Annotated in this window: 17 protein-coding genes and 1 riboswitch; of the genes, 9 read left to right on the forward strand and 8 right to left on the reverse strand. The window is 60.0% G+C overall.

Annotated features, from left to right (window positions below):
* The first annotated feature begins 39 nt into the window (after nt 1-39).
* Nucleotides 40-513, forward strand: a complete 474-nt coding sequence (locus B5G06_RS06060) for a hypothetical protein (protein WP_087188196.1) — start codon at nt 40-42, stop codon at nt 511-513.
* Nucleotides 514-555: 42 nt separating this feature from the next.
* Here B5G06_RS06060 and B5G06_RS06065 read toward each other — a convergent pair whose 3' ends face one another.
* From B5G06_RS06065 to B5G06_RS06075, 4 genes are all read right to left on the reverse strand, one after another.
* Complete coding sequence (locus B5G06_RS06065; protein WP_087188197.1) at nt 556-1,410, reverse strand: patatin-like phospholipase family protein; 855 nt, start codon at nt 1,408-1,410, stop codon at nt 556-558.
* Nucleotides 1,411-1,427: 17 nt separating this feature from the next.
* Nucleotides 1,428-2,780, reverse strand: a complete 1,353-nt coding sequence (locus B5G06_RS06070) for an MATE family efflux transporter (protein ID WP_087188198.1) — start codon at nt 2,778-2,780, stop codon at nt 1,428-1,430.
* A gap of 47 nt (nt 2,781-2,827) precedes the next feature.
* The gene (locus B5G06_RS14005; protein ID WP_158094666.1) at nt 2,828-3,004 is read right to left on the reverse strand and encodes a hypothetical protein; all 177 of its coding nucleotides are present in this window, start codon (nt 3,002-3,004) and stop codon (nt 2,828-2,830) included.
* 176 nt (nt 3,005-3,180) lie between these two features.
* On the reverse strand, nt 3,181-4,128 hold the full coding sequence (locus B5G06_RS06075) for an AEC family transporter (protein ID WP_087188199.1): 948 nt from the start codon (nt 4,126-4,128) through the stop codon (nt 3,181-3,183).
* Nucleotides 4,129-4,259: 131 nt separating this feature from the next.
* On the opposite strand from B5G06_RS06075, the gene B5G06_RS06080 reads away from it, so the two are divergent.
* The 7 genes from B5G06_RS06080 to B5G06_RS06110 all read left to right on the forward strand — a co-directional run bounded on the left by B5G06_RS06080 (nt 4,260) and on the right by B5G06_RS06110 (nt 12,347).
* Entirely contained in the window at nt 4,260-4,529 is a 270-nt protein-coding gene (locus tag B5G06_RS06080) for a YlmC/YmxH family sporulation protein (protein WP_087188200.1), read from the forward strand.
* Between the two features lie 98 nt (nt 4,530-4,627).
* Nucleotides 4,628-6,460 carry a glutamine--fructose-6-phosphate transaminase (isomerizing) gene (gene glmS, locus B5G06_RS06085; RefSeq protein WP_087188201.1) on the forward strand — a complete coding sequence of 611 codons (1,833 nt, stop codon included), beginning with the start codon at nt 4,628-4,630 and terminating at the stop codon, nt 6,458-6,460.
* 18 nt (nt 6,461-6,478) lie between these two features.
* Nucleotides 6,479-8,053 carry an ABC transporter substrate-binding protein gene (locus B5G06_RS06090; protein WP_087188202.1) on the forward strand — a complete coding sequence of 525 codons (1,575 nt, stop codon included), beginning with the start codon at nt 6,479-6,481 and terminating at the stop codon, nt 8,051-8,053.
* A 99-nt stretch (nt 8,054-8,152) separates the two neighbouring features.
* Nucleotides 8,153-9,112, forward strand: a complete 960-nt coding sequence (locus B5G06_RS06095; protein ID WP_087188203.1) for an ABC transporter permease — start codon at nt 8,153-8,155, stop codon at nt 9,110-9,112.
* Between the two features lie 64 nt (nt 9,113-9,176).
* Nucleotides 9,177-9,983, forward strand: coding sequence for an ABC transporter permease (locus B5G06_RS06100; RefSeq protein WP_242955374.1), 807 nt, complete (start codon nt 9,177-9,179; stop codon nt 9,981-9,983).
* Between the two features lie 85 nt (nt 9,984-10,068).
* On the forward strand, nt 10,069-11,679 hold the full coding sequence (locus tag B5G06_RS06105) for a potassium/proton antiporter (protein WP_087188205.1): 1,611 nt from the start codon (nt 10,069-10,071) through the stop codon (nt 11,677-11,679).
* Nucleotides 11,680-11,792: 113 nt separating this feature from the next.
* Nucleotides 11,793-12,347 carry a winged helix-turn-helix domain-containing protein gene (locus B5G06_RS06110; RefSeq protein WP_087188206.1) on the forward strand — a complete coding sequence of 185 codons (555 nt, stop codon included), beginning with the start codon at nt 11,793-11,795 and terminating at the stop codon, nt 12,345-12,347.
* A 37-nt stretch (nt 12,348-12,384) separates the two neighbouring features.
* Here B5G06_RS06110 and B5G06_RS06115 read toward each other — a convergent pair whose 3' ends face one another.
* A complete protein-coding gene (locus tag B5G06_RS06115; RefSeq protein ID WP_087188207.1) occupies nt 12,385-12,882 on the reverse strand; it encodes an SLOG family protein in 498 nt (165 codons plus the stop codon).
* Nucleotides 12,883-13,027: 145 nt separating this feature from the next.
* Nucleotides 13,028-13,156: riboswitch (FMN riboswitch) on the forward strand.
* 81 nt (nt 13,157-13,237) lie between these two features.
* On the opposite strand from B5G06_RS06115, the gene B5G06_RS06120 reads away from it, so the two are divergent.
* Nucleotides 13,238-13,843, forward strand: coding sequence for an ECF transporter S component (locus tag B5G06_RS06120; RefSeq protein ID WP_087188208.1), 606 nt, complete (start codon nt 13,238-13,240; stop codon nt 13,841-13,843).
* Nucleotides 13,844-13,887: 44 nt separating this feature from the next.
* Here B5G06_RS06120 and B5G06_RS06125 read toward each other — a convergent pair whose 3' ends face one another.
* The 3 genes from B5G06_RS06125 to clpB form a co-directional block, all read right to left on the reverse strand.
* Nucleotides 13,888-14,958, reverse strand: a complete 1,071-nt coding sequence (locus B5G06_RS06125; protein WP_087188209.1) for a hypothetical protein — start codon at nt 14,956-14,958, stop codon at nt 13,888-13,890.
* Nucleotides 14,955-15,494, reverse strand: a complete 540-nt coding sequence (locus B5G06_RS06130) for a sigma-70 family RNA polymerase sigma factor (RefSeq protein ID WP_087188210.1) — start codon at nt 15,492-15,494, stop codon at nt 14,955-14,957. The genes B5G06_RS06125 and B5G06_RS06130 overlap by 4 nt, the downstream gene beginning before the upstream one ends.
* 131 nt (nt 15,495-15,625) lie before the next feature.
* Complete coding sequence (clpB, locus tag B5G06_RS06135; RefSeq protein ID WP_087188211.1) at nt 15,626-18,259, reverse strand: ATP-dependent chaperone ClpB; 2,634 nt, start codon at nt 18,257-18,259, stop codon at nt 15,626-15,628.
* Nucleotides 18,260-18,397 lie beyond the last annotated feature (138 nt).

Raw genomic sequence — 18,397 nt, forward strand, 5'->3', positions numbered from 1 at the left:
CTTCACGTCTCCGAAGAAGCCCTACAGGAGGTCATTGAAATGGCAGAACAGAAACAGAAGAAGCCGGTCCGCCGCCCGCTGCGGGTGGGCCTGATCGCCGCCGTGGTAACGGTGGCTCTGATGGTGACCGTAAGCGCCGCCAACCCGGAGGCACTGGAGTGGCTCTCCGCCACCATCCGCTCGTCCGCCTCTATCGGAGATTACCGGGAAGAGATCGTGATGGATGACACCGGCGAGACCATCACCGCTTTGCGGCTGCCTGATACGGCGGTAGAGGAGAGAGACGGCCGCATCATCCTTACCGTGGACGGGGAGGAGACGGACATCACCGAGGCCATGGAGCGGGACGGCAGCTACCTCTGGACCCGGGAGGATGAGGGAGCCAAGGTTTCCGTCCAGGTGACCCTGGATGAGGACGGAAAGCCTGTGGCTGTCTCCCATGTGACACTGCCCGACGGTACCGGACAGGACGCCGACATGGCTATGGTCACAGAGATCAGCGGAGTGGAATAAGACGCAAAGGACCCGGACGGCAGCCGCCGCCCGGGTCCTGTTTTATTGTCCCGCCAGGAAGGAGCGTACCTCGTCCAGCCGGGCCATGCCCTCGTCGTAGCCGTCCTGCCACAGAGCCTGGATCTTGGCCACATCCCGCTCGGTGCGGCTGAAGCCCTGGGTGTTGTGGGGGGCAAAGAGGAGTACACGCCCCTCCTTTTCCAGCTGAAAGAGCTTCTCACGGGCGGCGTTGTAGGTGTCCGCCCGGCGGCGCATGGTGTCGCAGAAGTTGGGGTACTTCCGGTAAACCCGGTCAATGAGAGGCTGGAGCTTCTCTGGCTGCCGCCAGAAGTCCCGCTCCCGGGTGAGTACCACGATCAGCCGGTCGCAGCCCTTCTCAAAGGCTCGGTCAAAGGGAATGGCGTCCGCCGCGCCGCCGTCCATGAATGGTTTGCCGTCAATGTGGAAAATAGGGAAGAGGAAGGGCAGAGCACAAGTGGCCTGGAGGATGGTAAAGCTCTTGTCGTTGCCGTCCACCGGCAAATATTCTGCCTTGCCGGTGTCAAGGTTGGTGACCGCTGCTTCCACTTCGCCGGGGAATGCACGGTAGGTATCATAGTCAAAGGGGATTAGCTCGTTCGGAATGGTGTCATAGACGAACTTCAGACCGAAATATGCCTTGTTGTCCCGGCGGAGCAGGTTGCCCATGCTCATGTACCGCTTATCATTGACGTAGTTTACCATAATGTCAAGGTTGCGGCGGATCTGCCTGGACACATAACTGACACCATAAGCGATCCCGGCGGAAACGCCGATGACATAGTCCGTCATAATATCGCCGGTGAGCAGGGCGTCACACACACCGGAAGAAAAGATGGTACGAATGGCGCCACCCTCCAGCACGATCCCGGTCTTCATGGACAACACATCCTTTCTTACATGGACAGTACATTTTTGCGGCACCAAGCCCGGCTGCGCCACCGCAGCAGGAAGAGCACCGCCCGCAGGCACTCGTCGCAGGCCATGGCAATCCACAACCCCGCCAGCCCCAGGCCCAGGGGCACGGCCAGCAGGAAACCGCCTACCACAGCGGTAAGCCAGGCGCTGAAAATGCAGATGGTGATGGGGAAGCGAATATCTCCGCAGGCCTGAAGAGCCCGGCACATGACCATGTTCACCGCACGGCCCAGTTCCAGGGGGATCTCGATGATCATAATGATGCGGAAGAGTTCCAGCACCTGGGGATCCTTGGTAAACAGGCCCAGCAGGGGCTGACAGAACACCAGTAGTATCACCGCCATCAGACCGGAGATAGCCAGGGAGGCCAGCAAGGTGCGTTTTACCAGCCGCTCCACATCGGGAACCCGGTCGGCACCCATCAGGTGGGCCACCATGACCTGGGCAGCCTGGGAGATGGCGGAGCCAAACATATAGGTGAGCATGGCGAACATATTGGCGTATACCCGGGTATTGATGACGAAGATGGCGAACAGGTTGCAGATGGACTGGATGGCCACCTGGGACAGATTATAGGAGATGGACTCTCCGCCGGCGGGGATGCCGATGCGCAGCAGGCGGCGCAGCTGGTCGGTGGGGAAGGGGCGGAGGAGCTTGAGGGAGAGCACGGGGCCAAACTTCCGGCGGAACAGGAAAGCGATAAGGATGACGCCCACCACACGGGAGATATCGCTGGACAGAGCGGCGCCTGCCACGCCCAGGGCAGGCAGGCCGAAGGCTCCGCCGATGAGCACCGCGTTGCCGCCGATGTTGAGCAGATTCATGATCACAGCCACGATCATGCTCTCCTTCATCATCTGGTTGGAGCGGAAAAAGGCGGTGAAGGTGAGATAGACCGCCTGGAACACCATGCCTCCGCCAATGATCCGCAAGTACAGGCAGCTGCGGTCCAGGATTTCCGCCGGTACCTGCATCAGGGTGAAGATGGGGCCGCACAGAACGATAAGCAGGGTTCCTACCGCCAGACCGAAGATAGCGTTGACCAGCAGTGAAAGGGTGTAGGTCTCGTTGACCCGCTGTTTATCCTCCGCTCCCAGGTAACGGGAGATGAGAATGGTGGAGGCGGTGGAAATAACGGAAAAGACCAGAAGTACCAGATTGGTGATCTGGTTGGCGTTGCCGATGGCGCCTACGCCGTTGGGGTCAAAGTGCCCCACCATGACCTGGTCGGCGTTGCCCACCAGCATCTGAAGAAGCAGTTCGATGAAGATGGGCCAGGTGAGGGACAGAATGCCCGGCTCGCGCCGGCGGAGAACGGTAGCTTGTTCCATGGAGGGGCTTCCTTTCGGTACAGAAATGGGAAATAGAAAGTACCGTATTAGTATAATGCGTACTGAACAAAGCCGAATGCCTTGAAAGCACCAGCTTTCAAGGCCAGTTGGCTTTGTTCAAGTGCAAGGTTTTTGGACGAGATCGACCCAAAACCTTGCACCTTCTGCTGGTGCGCCTTAACGCACCAGCGGAAATACGCATTGTACCAATGGCTAAATTTCATAAAAACGGCCACTTCGAGCCGTTTTATGAAATTGGGCGGCTACTGCCGCACGAATAAACCGTATCACGGTTTATTCAGCAGACATTAGTATAGTGTCTCCATGCCAAAATGCAAGGGGGAAAAACGCCGTCTTTTTCCCCTGTTTTAGGGAGCCCATCCGTTAATTTTTGTCAAAGTCAGATGAGGGCCAGGGTTTTCAGCACATAGAGCCACAGCGTCAGGGTAAAGGCGCTGAAGGCGGTGGTCAGCATGACGGTGCTGGAGGTCAGGGTGCCCTCGTGGCCCATATTGCGGGCCATGACAAAGCAGCTGACAGTGGTGGGGCTGCCCAGCATGGTGAGAGCGGCCACCAGCTTGTCGTCCCGGAAGCCCATGGCTACCGCGATGGGCAGGAAGATGGCCACAAAGACCACCAGCTTGAGGGCGGTGGCGGAGAGGGCGGGCTTGATGCGGCCGATAGCTTTCTTCCAGTCAAAGGAGGCGCCCAGAGCCATAAGGCCCAGGGGAGTGCCGGTGGCGGAGATGCTGCTCACGGTTTTGGTGAGGATGGTAGGCTGGGGAATGCGCAGTAGGGTCCAGGCCAGGCCAACGATAATACCCAGAATGATGGGATTGGTGATGATTCCTTTGGCCACCTTCTTCACAGCGCCTTTGGACAGCCCCTTCTGGCTGGGACTGGTAATGGAGAGCACCGTCACCGCCGCCGCGTTATAGAGGGGGACCGCACCGATGATGATCAGGCTGGCGGCCCCGGCGCTGCCGTAGAGGTTCTCCAGGAAGGCGGCGCCCAGCAGAGCCACGCTGCTGCGGTAGCCCACCTGAATAAATTCCCCTCGCAACGGGGGTTCTTTCAGCATACGGCTGAGCAGGGCGGTGAGCAGGATGGAGGCCAGAGTGGCCAGAAAACAGAATACCACAAAGGAGGTGTCCCACACCTGGAAAAAGTCGGAGCCGGTCAGGTCCTTGAACATCATGACAGGCAAGCCCACTTTAAACACATAGCTGTTGAGCTTATCGGCAAAGGCCTGGCTAAAAAAGCCCATTTTGCGGAATGCGACACCCAGCAGCATGAGCAAAAAAATGGGTATAGTACCATTGAGACAATAGATCAGATTGTCCAGCATGACGATCCCCTCCAGAAATGACATCTATTTCATTATATCCCCTCCGCTATACAGGTGCAAGATTACCAAATGGTAAGTGGAATGGGTCAACCTGGTCGGCGCATAGGGATATCAAAAAGGGGGATTGCGCTATGGAGTGCCGGGGATCGGAGTTACGGGACAAGGAGATCATCAATATCACTGATGGCAGCCGGATCGGCTATGTGGGGGATGTGATCATGGATCTGGAAGAGGGCAAAGTGAGTGCTCTGGTGGTGCCTGGGCGGCTGCGCCTGTTTGGCCTGTTGGGGCGGGAACCGGACACGGTTTTTCCCTGGACGGCGGTGCGCCGCTTCGGTGCGGATACCATTTTGGTGGAGGGGACGCAGGTCAGACAGAGAGAGCGAAGGGAACGAGCCTAATTTCGGGTGTTCTGCCATTGTTTTGCCAGCTTTTCCGTGCTATAATTCTATTTTAAAGCACCATATATCAAACACGTCAAATACGCAGGAGGATCGCCATGTGCGGGATTGTTGGATATGTTGGAAGGGAGGAGGCCGCGCCAATTTTGTTGGACGGCCTGTCCAGGCTGGAGTACCGGGGGTATGATTCCGCCGGTGTAGCGGTATACGGAGCAGGAGAAGGAATGCAGGTGGCCAAGGCCAAAGGGCGGCTTCAGGTGCTCAACGACCTGGTTAAGGGCGGAAGCACCCTTCACGGTACCATTGGCGTGGGCCATACCCGGTGGGCTACCCACGGGGCCCCGTCGGACGTCAATTCCCACCCCCAGGTCAGCGAGAATGGCCGGTTCGCCGTGGTCCACAACGGTATCATCGAAAACTACGCTGAGCTGCGGGAATTCCTCCAGTCCGAGGGAGTGCAGTTCGTGTCGGATACCGATACCGAGGTGGCAGCCCAGCTGCTGGAGTATTACTATCAGGGCGACCTGCTGGACGCAGTGGTGCGTACCCTCCACACCATCCGGGGCGCCTACGCCCTGGGTATCCTGTGTGCTGACTGCCCTGACCGGCTCATTGCGGCCCGAAAGGACAGCCCGCTGATTCTGGGCTTCGGCGACGGCGCCCACTATCTGGCCAGCGACGTTACTGCTCTCATCAAGTACACCAGAGAGGTGTGCTTTCTGGATGACGGTGAGATCGCGGAACTGACCGCCGACCACCTGTGGGTGTACGATTCCTACCTGCGCCCGGTGGAGAAGGAGCGCCGCCATGTGGACTGGGAGATCTCTGCGGCGGAGAAGGGCGGCTATGAGCACTTTATGATCAAGGAGATCATGGAGCAGCCCGAAGCAATCCGCAAGACCATCTCCCCGCGCATCAAGGACGGCCATATTGTGCTGGACGACTGGCGGCTCACCGCCCGGGAGCTGGAGGAGATGGACCGGCTGTATATCATTGCCTGCGGTTCCTCCTACCATGTGGGTGTGGCGGCCAAATATATCCTGGAGAAACTGCTGCGAAAGCCGGTGGAGGTGACCTTGGCCTCCGAGTTCCGTTACTGCGACCCCATTGTGTCGGAGCGTACTCTGGCCCTGGTCATCAGCCAGTCCGGCGAAACCATCGATACCCTGGCTGCCATGCGGGAGGCCAAACGGCTGGGCGCCAAGGTGGTGTCCATTGTCAACGTGGTGGGCTCCACCATTGCCCGGGAGAGCGACAGCGTGCTCTACACCTGGGCCGGACCGGAAATCGCCGTGGCCACCACCAAGGCCTATTCCACCCAGCTGGCGGTGATCTACCTCATCGGCCTGTACTGCGCCGATCTGCTGGGCACCCTGGACCGGGCGGACTATGATGCCATTCTGGCAGAGCTCCAGCGCATTCCGGACAAGCTGCAGGAGATCCTGGAAAATCGGGAGGACATCCAGTATTTTGCCTCCCTGTACTTCAACCGGCCTTCCATGTTCTTCATCGGCCGAAATCTGGACTATGCGGTGGGTCTGGAGGGCTCGCTGAAGCTGAAAGAGATCTCCTATATCCACTCCGAGGCCTACGCTGCCGGAGAGCTCAAGCACGGCACCATCTCCCTCATTGAGCCGGGCACCCTGGTGGTGGCCCTGGCCGGGTGCGGGCCCCTGTTTGAAAAGACAGTGAGTAACGCGGTGGAGGTCAAGAGCCGGGGAGCCGATGTACTGGGTCTCACCACCCGGGACCGGGCGGCCGATCTCAGCCGTACGGCGGACCATGTGATTGCCATTCCTGAGACCCATCCCATGCTGCTGCCTTCCCTGGCAGTGGTGCCTATGCAGCTGTTCGCCTATTATACGGCGCTGCAGCGGGGTTGTGATATTGATAAACCCCGGAACCTGGCCAAGTCTGTAACAGTGGAATAAAAAAGACGGAGGAACGACATGAAACGACTGATCGCATTACTGATGGCAGCCGTTCTGGCCCTGGGGCTGACGGCCTGCGGCGGAGAGAAAGAGACCGCGGAGCAGGTCACGGTGCGCTATGGCCTATCCAATGCCTGGGACTCCCTGATGCCCTATAACAGTCCTTCGGGCAGCAACTACACCCGTATTGTCTGCGACAAGATTTATGACCGGCTGGCCTATGTCCACGCTGACGGCACCCTGGACCCCCGAGGCGCTAAAAGCTGGGAGAGTACCGACGACGGTATGGCGGTGCTTTTCCACCTGGATGAAAAGGCCGCCTTCCACGACGGCACTCCGGTGACCGCCCAGCACTGGGCGGATACCATTGCCCTCATTACCAACCCGGACTGTCCGGCCCTGGGCCGTGGTACCTTCTCCGTGCTGGCGGGCACCGACAGCAACGGCTGCGCTGTGGCGGGGGAGCAGCTGGGGGCGGAGGCAGTAGATGAGTACACCCTGAAGCTCACCTTCAAGAGCGCTACCACCCCGGAGGACTTCCTGCTGGACAAAAACCGGGAGCTCTATGTGCTGCCCACCCATCTGCTGGCGGATACCGAACCGGCGGACATTATGGAGCTTGACCTGTGGGACGCACCTGTAGGCTCCGGCCCCTGCAAGTTTGTGGAGGAGATCCCGGGCAGCCAGCTGGTGCTGGACATCAACAAGGACTATCAGCTGGGCTGTCCCGACTTTGATCAGCTGGTGGTGACGGTGATCGATAAGTCCAACCTGTTGTCCTCCCTCATTTCAGGAGATCTGGATTACTATGCTTTTGGCGGCAACCTGTCCATGGATGATGCTGAAACCGCCAAAGCGGGAGGCATTGAGGTGCTGGAGGGCGAGGTCCCCAACACCTTCTATGAACTGATGCTCAACTGCGAGACCATCCCCAGTGCAGAGGTGCGCCGGGCCATCGATCTGGCCCTGGATAAGGAGGCACTGTGCCTTCAGTCCACCCATGGTCTGGGCGAGCCTACCGCTACCGACGTGACTCCGGGTACGGAGTACACTTGCTCCCTGACCTGGCAGCGGGACGTGGAGGGAGCCAAGACGCTGCTGGAGCAGGGAGGCTACGACGGACGGACCTATACCCTGGCCTGTACCTCCAACCGCTCCGGTCTGGCCGCCCTCATGCAGCAGGAACTGGCTGAGGTGGATATGAATGTGACCATTGAGACGGTGGACTCCGCCGCTCTCTTTTCCGGCATGGCCGACGGCAAATATGATATGGCCATTGCCAGCCACACCCCCGGCGCCCTGCCCCTGTGGTTTACCGAAAGCCGCCTCAGTGAGAGCAACAACATCTTCCACATCGCCGATCTGGAGCCCTACACTTACTATATTGACCAGATCAAGAGTTCCTCCGGTTGGGAAACCCGGCAGGTCATGCTGGATAAGCTGCAGGAGCTGCTGGCTGATCAGCGGCCCTTTATCCCCCTGTGGTTTGGCCGTACCCTCCATGCCCAGTCTCCCACAGTGGACAACATCGACTACCCCTCGTCCAGTTTCTCCAATGAGAACATCTGGGCGTGGCGCATGAAGGAGGCCTGAAAGGCCCCTTCTCAAAACTAGAAAGACCTCCGTAGGGCCGCCGCCCATAGCGGCCCGTGCCCCTGATTGGGGCCGGAAGTGCAGGAGGAAGCGAAAACTATGGGACAATATTTCCGCCGTCGTCTGCTGACGGCCATTCCGGTCTTTTTCGGAATTACGATTCTGGTATTTTGTATGCTTAATCTGGCCCAGGGCTCCATCCTGGACCTGATGGGGGAGGGAAGTGGCGCCACCGACGCCGACCGCTCCGCTCTGGCTGCCTCTCTGGGGCTGGACCAGCCCCTGCCGCAGCGGTATCTCTCCTGGCTGGGCGGATTGCTCCGGGGAGACCTGGGCAATTCCTACACCAACGGGAAACCGGTGGCTGGTCTCATTGCCCAGCGGGTAGGGCCCTCCCTGCTGCTCACCGGCACCGGTGTGGTGCTGGCGATAGCCATCGCTTTGCCCTTGGGGGTGTTGGCTGCCTGGAAGCCCCGGTCCGGCTGGGACCGGGCGGCCTCTGCCCTTAGCTTGGTCAGTTTCGGTGTGCCTGGCTTTTTCCTCTGCCTGGCCGGCATCTTTGTCTTTTCCGTCACTCTGGGCTGGCTGCCCGCCAACGGGATGTATGCCGCCGGGCGGTTTACCAGCCTGGCCGACTTGCTCCGCCATCTGATCCTCCCGGCAGGGGTGGTGTGTCTGAGCAGCGTGGGCGAGCTGGTGAAGCAGACCAGGGCCGCCTGCCTGGAGACTTTGGGAGAGGACTATATCCGCACTGCCTATGCCAAGGGGCTCACTGAACGGGCGGTCATGGTACGCCATGCCTTCCGTGGCTCTATGATCCCGGTGCTTACCACCATTCTCAGCCACATTCCTCATATCCTGGGTGGCTCCGTGGTGGTGGAGCAGATCTTTGGCTGGCAGGGTATGGGCAGCCTTCTGTTTTCCGGTATCTCCGGCCGGGACTATCCCGTGGTGATGGGCGTCACGGTGGTCATCGCCCTGACGGTGCTCCTGACCAACCTGCTCCTGGATCTGGTCTACGGACTGGTGGACCCCAGGGTGCGCTATGGGAAGGGGTAGGGCTATGGAGGAAAAACGGTTAGGCCGCAGCCCCTGGGACCGGTTTAGGGCGGACCGGAGGGCGATGGTATGTCTTTATATACTCTGCCTGGAGATCCTTGCGGTATTGCTGCTGCCGCCGCTGCTGGGTCTGGAGCCCAATGCCAGCGATTTGGAGGCCGGCTTCTGGGCGCCGCCGTCGGCACAGCACCCCCTGGGTACCGACGATGTGGGCCGGGACCTGCTGGCCCGGCTGCTGAGCGGAGGGCAGGTATCCCTCTTCATTGGCCTGAGCTCTGCCGCCATCAGCACCGCTCTGGGCGTGCCTCTGGGCTTGCTGGCGGGTTACCGCCGGGGAGCCTGGGAGTTCTGGATCATGCGGTTGGCTGATATCTTTCAGACCTTTCCCTCTATCGTGCTGGTGCTCTGCCTGGTGACGGTAGTGGGTCCGTCGGCCACCAATATCGTACTGGTGCTGGGCCTGCTGGGCTGGACGGGAATTGCCCGGTTGGTGTACGGCAATACCCTGGCAGTGCGTGAGCGGGAATATGTGCTGGCAGCCAAGGGCCTTGGCGCCCGGACCGGGACCATCCTGCGGCGAAACGTACTGCCCAATGTGATCTCCCCCGTATGGTGCTCCATCCCCCTGCGGGCGGGGCGGGCCATCCTGTCGGAATCCAGCCTTAGTTTTCTGGGCTTCGGCATCCGGGCACCCCAGGCATCCTGGGGCAGTATGATCCAGTATGCCAGTAACCTGACGGTGCTCACCGCCCGGCCCTGGGTGTGGCTGCCGCCGGGGCTGTGCATTATTCTCACGGTGCTCTGTTTGGCGGGTATCGGAGACGGCCTGCGGGATGCGCTTGACCCCCGGTTCGACGGTCGGCGGTCCTGAGAACAGCGGAATATCAGTTGGAGAACCTGAAACAGCTCCGACCTGGGAAGGACCGGAGCTGTTTTGCAGCAAAAGGAGGTAATAGATGGTATATATGTTGATTTTATGCGGGGTGGTGCTGGTAGCCTGTATTTTGGCCAGCCGTTTCTCTCAGCGGGCCGGAGTGCCGGCGCTGCTGCTCTTTATGGCCCTGGGGATGCTGTTTGGCTCCGATGGGCTGCTGCGTATCCCCTTCGATGACTTCCGGGCGGCGGAGCAGATCTGTTCGGTGGCTCTGATCTTTATTATGTTTTACGGCGGATTCGGCACCCGCTGGGAAGCCGCCAAACCGGCAGCGGCCAGGGCGGTGGTGTTGTCCACCCTGGGAGTGGCGATGACCGCTCTGCTTACCGCCCTCTTCTGCCATTTTGCATTGGGGTTTCCGCCTCTGACCAGCTTCCTCACCGGCTCGGTGATTAGCTCCACCGACGCGGCCTCGGTGTTCTCCATTCTGCGCTCCAAAAAACTGGGCCTGCGGTACCATACGGCCTCCCTGCTGGAGCTGGAAAGTGGCAGCAACGATCCCATGTCCTATATGCTGACCATGATTGCTCTCTCTCTGATGGGGGTGGGGGAGAGCGGCAATCTGATCTGGATGGTCTTTTCCCAGGTCGTATTTGGTGTTGCGCTGGGCCTGGCGGTGGCCGGCCTGTCGGTGCTCGTTCTGCGGCGGGTCCATCTGGCGGACGGCATGGACTCCATCTTTGTGCTGGCAGCCGCCTTGTTGGCCTATGCTCTGCCTGCTGCCGTGGGAGGCAACGGCTACCTGGGTACCTATCTGGCAGGGATCCTTCTTGGCAACGCCAAAATTCCTCATAAGCCCTCCCTGGTCCATTTTTTTGACGGCCTGACCGGTCTGGGCCAGATCATCATTTTTTTCCTGCTGGGCTTGCTGTCCTACCCCACGCAGATGCCCGGCGTACTCCTTCCGGCAGTGGCCATCGCCCTGTTCCTGACGCTGGTGGCCAGGCCGCTGGCGGTCTTTGTGCTGCTGGCTCCCTTCCGGTGCAAACTGCGTCAATGTTTGCTGGTGTCCTGGGCGGGACTGCGGGGCGCGGCCTCCATTGTGTTTGCCATTATGGCTCTGGCCGGGGGAGCGGAAACCGGCTATGATCTGTTCCATATTGTCTTTTGTATCTCCCTGCTGTCCGTGGCAGTTCAGGGTTCCCTGCTGCCCCTGGTGGCCCGCAAGCTGGATATGGTGGACACGGAGGACAACATTGGACGGACCTTCAACGACTATCAGGACCAGCAGCAGCTCCACCTGACCCGCTTCCGCATCCAGCAGGGACACCCCTGGGAGGGAAAAACGGTAGGGGAGTGCAATCTGCCTGCCGATGCTCTGGTGGTCACCATCCGCCGGGGGGAAGAGAGTCTGATCCCCAACGGCAGCACCGTGGTCCAGGCGGGGGACCTGCTGGTGGTGAGCACGCCCATCTATCAGGACGACGGCGGTGTCAGCCTGCGGGAGCTTCCGGTGGAGGAGCATAAGGAATGGATTGGCCGCACCATCCGGGAGCTGGATCTGCCGACGGAGGTGCTCATTGTACTGGTCCGCCGGGCGGACGGTACCACCGCCGTACCCAAAGGGGGAACGGTACTCTGCCAGGGAGATACCCTGGTGGTCAGCGAAGGGGAGAATATGCGTCCCGCGTAAATCAGAAAAAATGGATGGAGGGGCTAAAATCTCTTGCCATTACCAAACGGTAAGTGTTATCATGATAACAAAGGATCATGTGAACCGGTTTCGTGGCAAAGGAGGCCCCACTGGTGGAGTATACGGTAGAACTGACGGAAAAAAAGCAACTGCGCGTGATGCTCAACCCGGTACGGCAGGAAATGATCCATCTGCTGCGCCTGGTGGCTCGGCCGCTGTCCGCCAATGAGGTGGCGGAGCGGATGCAGCTGTCTCCCAGTGCCGCCCATTCCCATTTGAACAAGCTGGTGAAAATAGGATTGGTGTCGGCCCGGGAGGGTACCCGGCGGGACGGGAGCAAGACGACTTACTATCAGATGCGGGATGTGAGACTGCGGCTGTGTCTGGGCCGGAAGGACGGCTTTCAGGGCGAGCGGGAGGCCCTGGCAGCAAATTTGGTGGACAGCACCTTCCGCAGTTTGCTGGATAACGTGTACCGCTATGAGGAACAGGAACTGAAAGACTACGGGGTGCTCCGCTTTGGGGCCCTCCATCTGGATACCGCCCAGCGTAAGGAGCTGATGGAGCTGGTGACGGATTATCTGGAGAAGCACGGAGCCCTCCGGCCGGAGGCAGAGGAGCACTGGGAATATGTGGTGCTTGCTTACCGGGCCGGGGAGGAATTGTAATAAAAATCAGGGCCGGACTTTTGTCCGGCCCTGATTTTTACAGATAGATAATATCCAGTTCCAGCTCCTGCTTCATGGCGTAGCTGATGGTATACATGGTGCCCCCCAGCATTCCATTGTAGATGGAGATAAGCCGGGCGGCGTGATCCACCAGATAGCGGTTGCGGCGGAGCATACAGCCCTTGTCATAGCGGCGCTGCACCATGGTCTCCCCATCGCAGGCTTCCACCAGTGCGTAATACCGGTCCCGGTCCCGCTCGCTCCAGCGGGCGGCCTGCTCCTCACAGGGAATAACCGCTTCCAGCGTGACATCGGGCATCTGCTCCCGCAGAGCAAGCACAGCCTCACAGAAGTAAAAGTCAGCGCCCCGGGCCATGCCGCACAGAAAATGTCGGTATCCGGCTTCATAGGCCCGCACTACCGACGCGGCCAGCTTATCCTTGATTTCCAGGCAAGAGGGGTCCTGCTCGTCCTCACCCCAGGGCAGCTTTTCCGGCCGATGCCCGGTAAAGCAGCAACTGATGTCCCGTCTCATAGCCAACCCCTCTCCGCAGTTTGATGCTGCCCATATTGTAAACGATTCCCTATTGGAAGTCAATAAAAATCGAACATTTGTTTTTGCCTTAGAAAGCAGTTGCAAATTGTGTTGGAATGTGTATAATAGGGGATGACAACTGAATGACTGTCTTCAGGGCAGGGTGAAAATCCCGATCGGCGGTAAAGTCCGCGAGCCGTTTTGGCCGACCCGGTGGAACTCCGGGACCGACAGTGACGCACAATGTGCGAAGTCTGGATGGAAGAAGACGTGTGGTACATTGGCACGCTCCCATTGCATGGAACTCTGAACGGCAGTTTGGTTCAGCAGATCCGGTAATGAGGAGTGTTTTGTTATGACCAATTCTGTTTCCGCCCGGCGGCGGGCGGGGGCTCGCGCCGTTACGGTGACGGCCATGTTTTCCGCCGTGGCCTTTGTGCTGATGTTCCTGGAGTTTTCTCTCCCCATCATCCCCAGCTTTGTAAAGATGGATGTGTCCGAGCTGCCCGCCCTGCTGGCTTCCTTCGGCCTGGGACCGGTGTACGGTGTGGTGGTGTGCCTGGTGAAGAACCTGCTCCACCTGCTTATCACCACCACCGGCGGTGCCGGTGAACTGTGCAACTTCCTGCTGGGTGCCTGTTTTGTGTTCCCGGCGGGCCTGCTCTACCAGCTCCACAAGTCCCGCAAGACCGCCATTTTGGGCGCTCTGGTGGGTGCGATCATCATGGCCCTGCTGTCCATCCCCCTGAACTACTATATTACCTACCCCATTTACTCCAACTTTATGCCTATCGATACCATCATCGGGATGTATCAGGCCATCCGTCCCTCCACCAACGGCCTGCTGGAGTGCCTTGTGGTGTTCAATGCCCCCTTCACCCTGCTGAAGGGTCTGCTGGACGCGGTGATCTGCTTTTTGATCTACAAGCCCCTGTCCCCCCTGATCCACGGAAAACGGTAAACGCAAAAACGACCGCCGACAGGCGGTCGTTTTTTGTTGGGGAATCAGGTCAGGGGGATGATCCAGTCCAGGTCCACCCACTGGCTTATCAGTCCCTCGTCCATATCGTCATAGGCGTAATAGATACGCTGGATGCGCACCGCGGTGATGGGGCCTGTGTCCTGCGTGAGCAGGATCTCCTGGGGGTATCCCGCCCCATCCAAGCCGCCCGGACGGCGGGGAATCCCCTGATGACAGGTGCCGTCCGCCTCCATGAACTGGACTCCATAGATGTGCTCGGCCTGCAATTCCACCAGGGACTTCCACCACTCCTCCGTCTTGACCATCGTGCCGTAGAGGGACAGGCGGCGGCCGTCCGCCGAGACCAGGGCGGTGACCTGTACCTCGTCCACGGTGCGCTGTTCACAGATTGCCGCGATCTCCTCCGGAGGGGCCAGAGTCAGCTCCACCTCCCGAACCTGGTTGGTCAGATAGTCCTCCACCCGCAGGGTATAGCTGCCGTCCGGATTTGCCGCCTCATAGGTAAAGACGGCCTGGGCGTAGGTCTGATAGCCCTCCGGCAGATAGCGCCAGCCCAGATACTGCTCCTCCCACAGAGGGGAGAAGGAGACGCGCTTGCGGGTCAGGGCGGTATACTGTCCCGTGGAGTAGGAGCCATTGTCCGACAGGCTGAGGAAGGGATTGCTGCCGGCTAGGGCCTGCTCCTCCTGGCTGACCTCCATCTTGACGTACAGATTTTGGTAGTTGCTGCCGTTGAGCCGCTCCTCCGAGCGGGAGACCACCTCCAGGGGGACAAAGAGAATACCCTCCCGAGCGTAGGCTCCGGAGATGAGATAGGTGCGGCCGCTGAGCTCGAATTCCAGCTCGCCCTCCTGGATGCGGAGATCCGCCCCTGTTTCTGCCGCTCCCACCCCGGAGAAATAGCGGATGAGGGTTTGTACCCCGGTGGCCAGGGCCTGGTAGTTGGTCAGGCACAGGATCAGGGCCAGACAGGCCGCCAGAGCCCCCAGCCGCCTCCAGGAAATGGGCCGTGCCGTCCTGGGGCCCATGGTCTCCTCTGTCAATTCCATAAGGTCCTCATCTTCCAACAGCTCGTCCCAATGATAGGCTTTCATCTGGTATCCTCCTTTCCGTCCCAGCCCAGCCCCTGTTGGGCCAGCAGCCGCTTCAGCTTCTTGCGCAGGCGGGTCACCCGGGCGTCCACCCCGTTGGGGGACAGGCCCATGGTACGCCCGATCTCTGCGGAGGGCCACTGATAGAGAAAGCGCAGGGTGAAGAGTCGCCGTTCCTCAGGACCCAAGGCCTCCAGAACACGGCGGACACCGTCCCGAAGGGCGGAGCGCTCGGCGTGGTCCTCTGCCCACAGGGTCCCCTGGTGTTCCTCCAGGGAGTCCTCCCGCCGGGCGGCTAATCTGCGGCGGCGGTCCTTGGCCCGGCTGCGGACCAGTACGCAGAGATAGGTTTTTTCGCTCCCCCGGGTCGGGTCCCACGTTTGGGGGCCGTCTACATAGGCCCACAGGGCGTCCTGGACGCACTCCTCGGCCTCCTCCGGGTATCCGGGCAGTAGAGCGTCCGTCACCGTGCGCAGCAGCCTGCCGTACTGGTCCAGCACCCGCTGGGCCTCCCGGTCCCGGTCCATGGTGGTATCCATGCCTTTCCCCCCTTTCACCCAACAGTACGACAGAGCGGCGGTATACCTGACGGTGTTTCACTCCATTTTATCAAAAAAAGCCCCTGAACGGGAAGCAAACCCGTTCAGGGGCTGGTGGGAGTTGGAAAGGATCAGGCCTGGTCCACGACCTGGCCGGAGAGGACGCTTTTGGCCTCCACGGTCAGTTCGCCGTTGACGCAGTCCACGGTAAGGGTATCGCCGGGCTCCACTTGGTCGGCGATAATCTTCCGGCTGATGAGGGTCTCCACCCCGTGCTGCACGAAGCGGCGCAGGGGACGGGCGCCGAAAGCGGGATCGTAGGCGCTGTCGATGATGAAGCGCTTGGCAGCGTCGGTGAGGACCACCTTTAGCTGCTTCTCCTCCAGACGGCGGTTGAGCTCGCCCACCAGCAGGTCGATGATGTGGGTGATGTTGTCCTTGGTGAGGGGCTTGTAGAACACGATCTCGTCCAGACGGTTGAGGAACTCGGGCCGGAAGGAGTGGCGCAGCAGCTCCTGCACGGCGCTCTTGGCCTCCTCGGTGATCTCGCCATTGGCGTCGATGCCGTCCAGCAGATACTGGGAGCCCAGGTTGGAGGTCAGGATGATGATGGTGTTCTTGAAGTCCACGGTGCGGCCTTGGCTGTCGGTAATACGGCCGTCGTCCAGCACCTGAAGCAGGATATTGAACACATCGGGATGGGCCTTCTCCACCTCGTCGAAGAGGACCACAGAGTAGGGATGACGGCGGACGGCTTCGGTGAGCTGACCGCCCTCCTCATAGCCCACATATCCCGGAGGTGCACCGATCAGACGGGACACAGAGAATTTCTCCATATACTCGCTCATGTCGATACGCACCATGTTTTTCTCGGAGTCAAACAAGGCTTCGGCCAGGGTCTTGGCCAGCTCGGTCTTGCCCACGCCGGTGGGGCCCAGGAACAGGAAGGAGCCGATGGGCCGGTTGGGGTCGGCGATACCGGCCCGGCTGCGCAGAATGGCCTCGGACACCAGACGAACTGCCTCGTCCTGGCCCACCACACGCTGGTGGAGGATGTCCTCTAGATGGAGCAGCTTCTCGCGCTCCCCCTCCATCAGCTTGGCTACGGGGATGCCAGTCCAGCGCTCGATGATGCGGGCAATCTCCTCCTCGGTGACCTTATCCCGCAGCAGGGAACGGGCTTTGCCTTCGTTGGCAATGGCCTCCTCCGCCTCCAGCTGCTTGCGCAGCTCGGGGATTCTGCCATACTGCAGTTCGGCGGCCTTGTTCAGGTCGTACTGCCGCTGAGCCTTCTCCAGCTCGGCGTTGGCGGCTTCCAGGTCCTCCCGCAGCTTCTGGACCTTGCCGATGGCATTCTTCTCGTTCTCCCACTGGGCCTTCTTGGCGTTGAACTCATCCCGCATCTCGGCCAGCTCCTTCTGGATCTCGGCCAGGTGCTCACGGGAGAGGGCGTCGTCCTCCTTCTTCAGGGCGGCCTCCTCGATCTCGTGCTGGATGATCTTACGCTGGATGATGTCCAGCTCGGTGGGCATGGAGTCGATCTCGGTGCGGATCATGGCGCAGGCCTCATCGATCAGGTCGATGGCCTTATCGGGCAGGAAACGGTCGGTGATATAGCGGTCGGACAGGGTAGCGGCGGCGATGATGGCGCCGTCCTGGATCTTTACGCCGTGGAACACCTCATAGCGCTCCTTCAGGCCACGGAGGATGGCAATGGTGTCCTCCACCGTAGGCTCGCAGACCTGTACGGGCTGGAACCGCCGCTCCAGAGCGGCGTCCTTCTCGATATACTGGCGGTACTCGTTGAGGGTGGTGGCGCCAATGCAGTGGAGCTCGCCACGGGCCAGCATGGGTTTCAGCAGGTTGCCGGCGTCCATGGCGCCCTCGGTCTTGCCGGCGCCCACGATGGTGTGCAACTCGTCGATGAAGAGGATGATACGACCCTCGGACTTCTTCACCTCGTTGAGGACGGCCTTCAGCCGCTCCTCAAACTCGCCCCGGTACTTGGCACCCGCAATGAGGGAACCCATATCCAGAGCGAAGATGGTCTTGTCCTTCAGGGAGCCGGGCACGTCGCCCTTGACAATTCGCTGGGCCAGGCCCTCGGCGATGGCGGTTTTGCCTACGCCGGGTTCACCGATGAGGACGGGGTTGTTTTTGCTCTTGCGGCTCAGAATACGGATCACGTTGCGGATCTCGTCATCACGGCCGATCACCGGGTCCAGCTTGTTCTGCCGGGCCCGCTCTACCAGATCGGAGCCATACTTCTTCAGGGCGTTGTAGGTGTCCTCCGGGTTGTCGGAGGTGACCCGCTGATTGCCGCGGACGGCGGTCAGAGCCTGGAGCACCCCTTCCTTGGTGACGTTATAGGTACGGAAGAGTTCCTTCAGCTCCCGGTTGGCGGTGTCGATCAGGGAGAGCAGCAGGTGCTCCACCGAGACATATTCGTCCTTCATGGAGGAGGCGATGGACTCGGCGGTATTCAGGCACTTGTCCACATCCTGAGCCACATAGATCTTGCCCTGCTCACGGCCGGAACCGGAGACACGGGGCAGTTTTTCCACCTCCGCCTTGGTGGCGGCGGTGAAAGAGGGAACGGTGAGACCCATGTTCCCCAACAGCTGGGGAATCAGGCCGGACTCGTCGCTGAGCAGTGCCAGCAGCAGGTGAGGCTGCTCGATCTGCTGGTTACCATATTCCGTGGCCAGACTCTGGGCGGTCTGGACGGCCTCCAGAGACTTCTGGGTATATTTCTGTGCATTCATAAAAAACACTCCTTTCAAGGGGCAGCTTTTTGTTTGTCCTCAGTATAGTCCCCTGCAAAACAAAAATCATGAACGGAGTGTGAATTTTTAGCACTCATATGAAGAGAGTGCTAAAACCTTCGGCAGGTGGAGTGATTT

Source organism: Flavonifractor sp. An52 (assembly GCF_002159385.1).
Classification (GTDB): domain Bacteria; phylum Bacillota; class Clostridia; order Oscillospirales; family Oscillospiraceae; genus Flavonifractor; species Flavonifractor avicola.

Excerpts from the sequence above, each read along its gene's own strand:
- glmS (WP_087188201.1), top strand. The coding sequence starts at position 4,628 with ATGTGCGGGATTGTTGGATATGTTGGAAGGGAGGAGGCCGCGCCAATT.
- B5G06_RS06115 (WP_087188207.1), bottom strand. The coding sequence starts at position 12,882 with ATGAGACGGGACATCAGTTGCTGCTTTACCGGGCATCGGCCGGAAAAG.
- B5G06_RS06070 (WP_087188198.1), bottom strand. The coding sequence starts at position 2,780 with ATGGAACAAGCTACCGTTCTCCGCCGGCGCGAGCCGGGCATTCTGTCC.
- B5G06_RS06065 (WP_087188197.1), bottom strand. The coding sequence starts at position 1,410 with ATGAAGACCGGGATCGTGCTGGAGGGTGGCGCCATTCGTACCATCTTT.
- B5G06_RS06120 (WP_087188208.1), top strand. The coding sequence starts at position 13,238 with ATGACCAATTCTGTTTCCGCCCGGCGGCGGGCGGGGGCTCGCGCCGTT.
- B5G06_RS06130 (WP_087188210.1), bottom strand. The coding sequence starts at position 15,494 with ATGGATACCACCATGGACCGGGACCGGGAGGCCCAGCGGGTGCTGGAC.
- B5G06_RS06095 (WP_087188203.1), top strand. The coding sequence starts at position 8,153 with ATGGGACAATATTTCCGCCGTCGTCTGCTGACGGCCATTCCGGTCTTT.
- B5G06_RS06125 (WP_087188209.1), bottom strand. The coding sequence starts at position 14,958 with ATGAAAGCCTATCATTGGGACGAGCTGTTGGAAGATGAGGACCTTATG.
- B5G06_RS06060 (WP_087188196.1), top strand. The coding sequence starts at position 40 with ATGGCAGAACAGAAACAGAAGAAGCCGGTCCGCCGCCCGCTGCGGGTG.
- B5G06_RS06080 (WP_087188200.1), top strand. The coding sequence starts at position 4,260 with ATGGAGTGCCGGGGATCGGAGTTACGGGACAAGGAGATCATCAATATC.
- B5G06_RS06075 (WP_087188199.1), bottom strand. The coding sequence starts at position 4,128 with ATGCTGGACAATCTGATCTATTGTCTCAATGGTACTATACCCATTTTT.
- B5G06_RS14005 (WP_158094666.1), bottom strand. The coding sequence starts at position 3,004 with ATGAAATTTAGCCATTGGTACAATGCGTATTTCCGCTGGTGCGTTAAG.
- B5G06_RS06090 (WP_087188202.1), top strand. The coding sequence starts at position 6,479 with ATGAAACGACTGATCGCATTACTGATGGCAGCCGTTCTGGCCCTGGGG.
- B5G06_RS06100 (WP_242955374.1), top strand. The coding sequence starts at position 9,177 with ATGGTATGTCTTTATATACTCTGCCTGGAGATCCTTGCGGTATTGCTG.
- B5G06_RS06105 (WP_087188205.1), top strand. The coding sequence starts at position 10,069 with ATGGTATATATGTTGATTTTATGCGGGGTGGTGCTGGTAGCCTGTATT.
- clpB (WP_087188211.1), bottom strand. The coding sequence starts at position 18,259 with ATGAATGCACAGAAATATACCCAGAAGTCTCTGGAGGCCGTCCAGACC.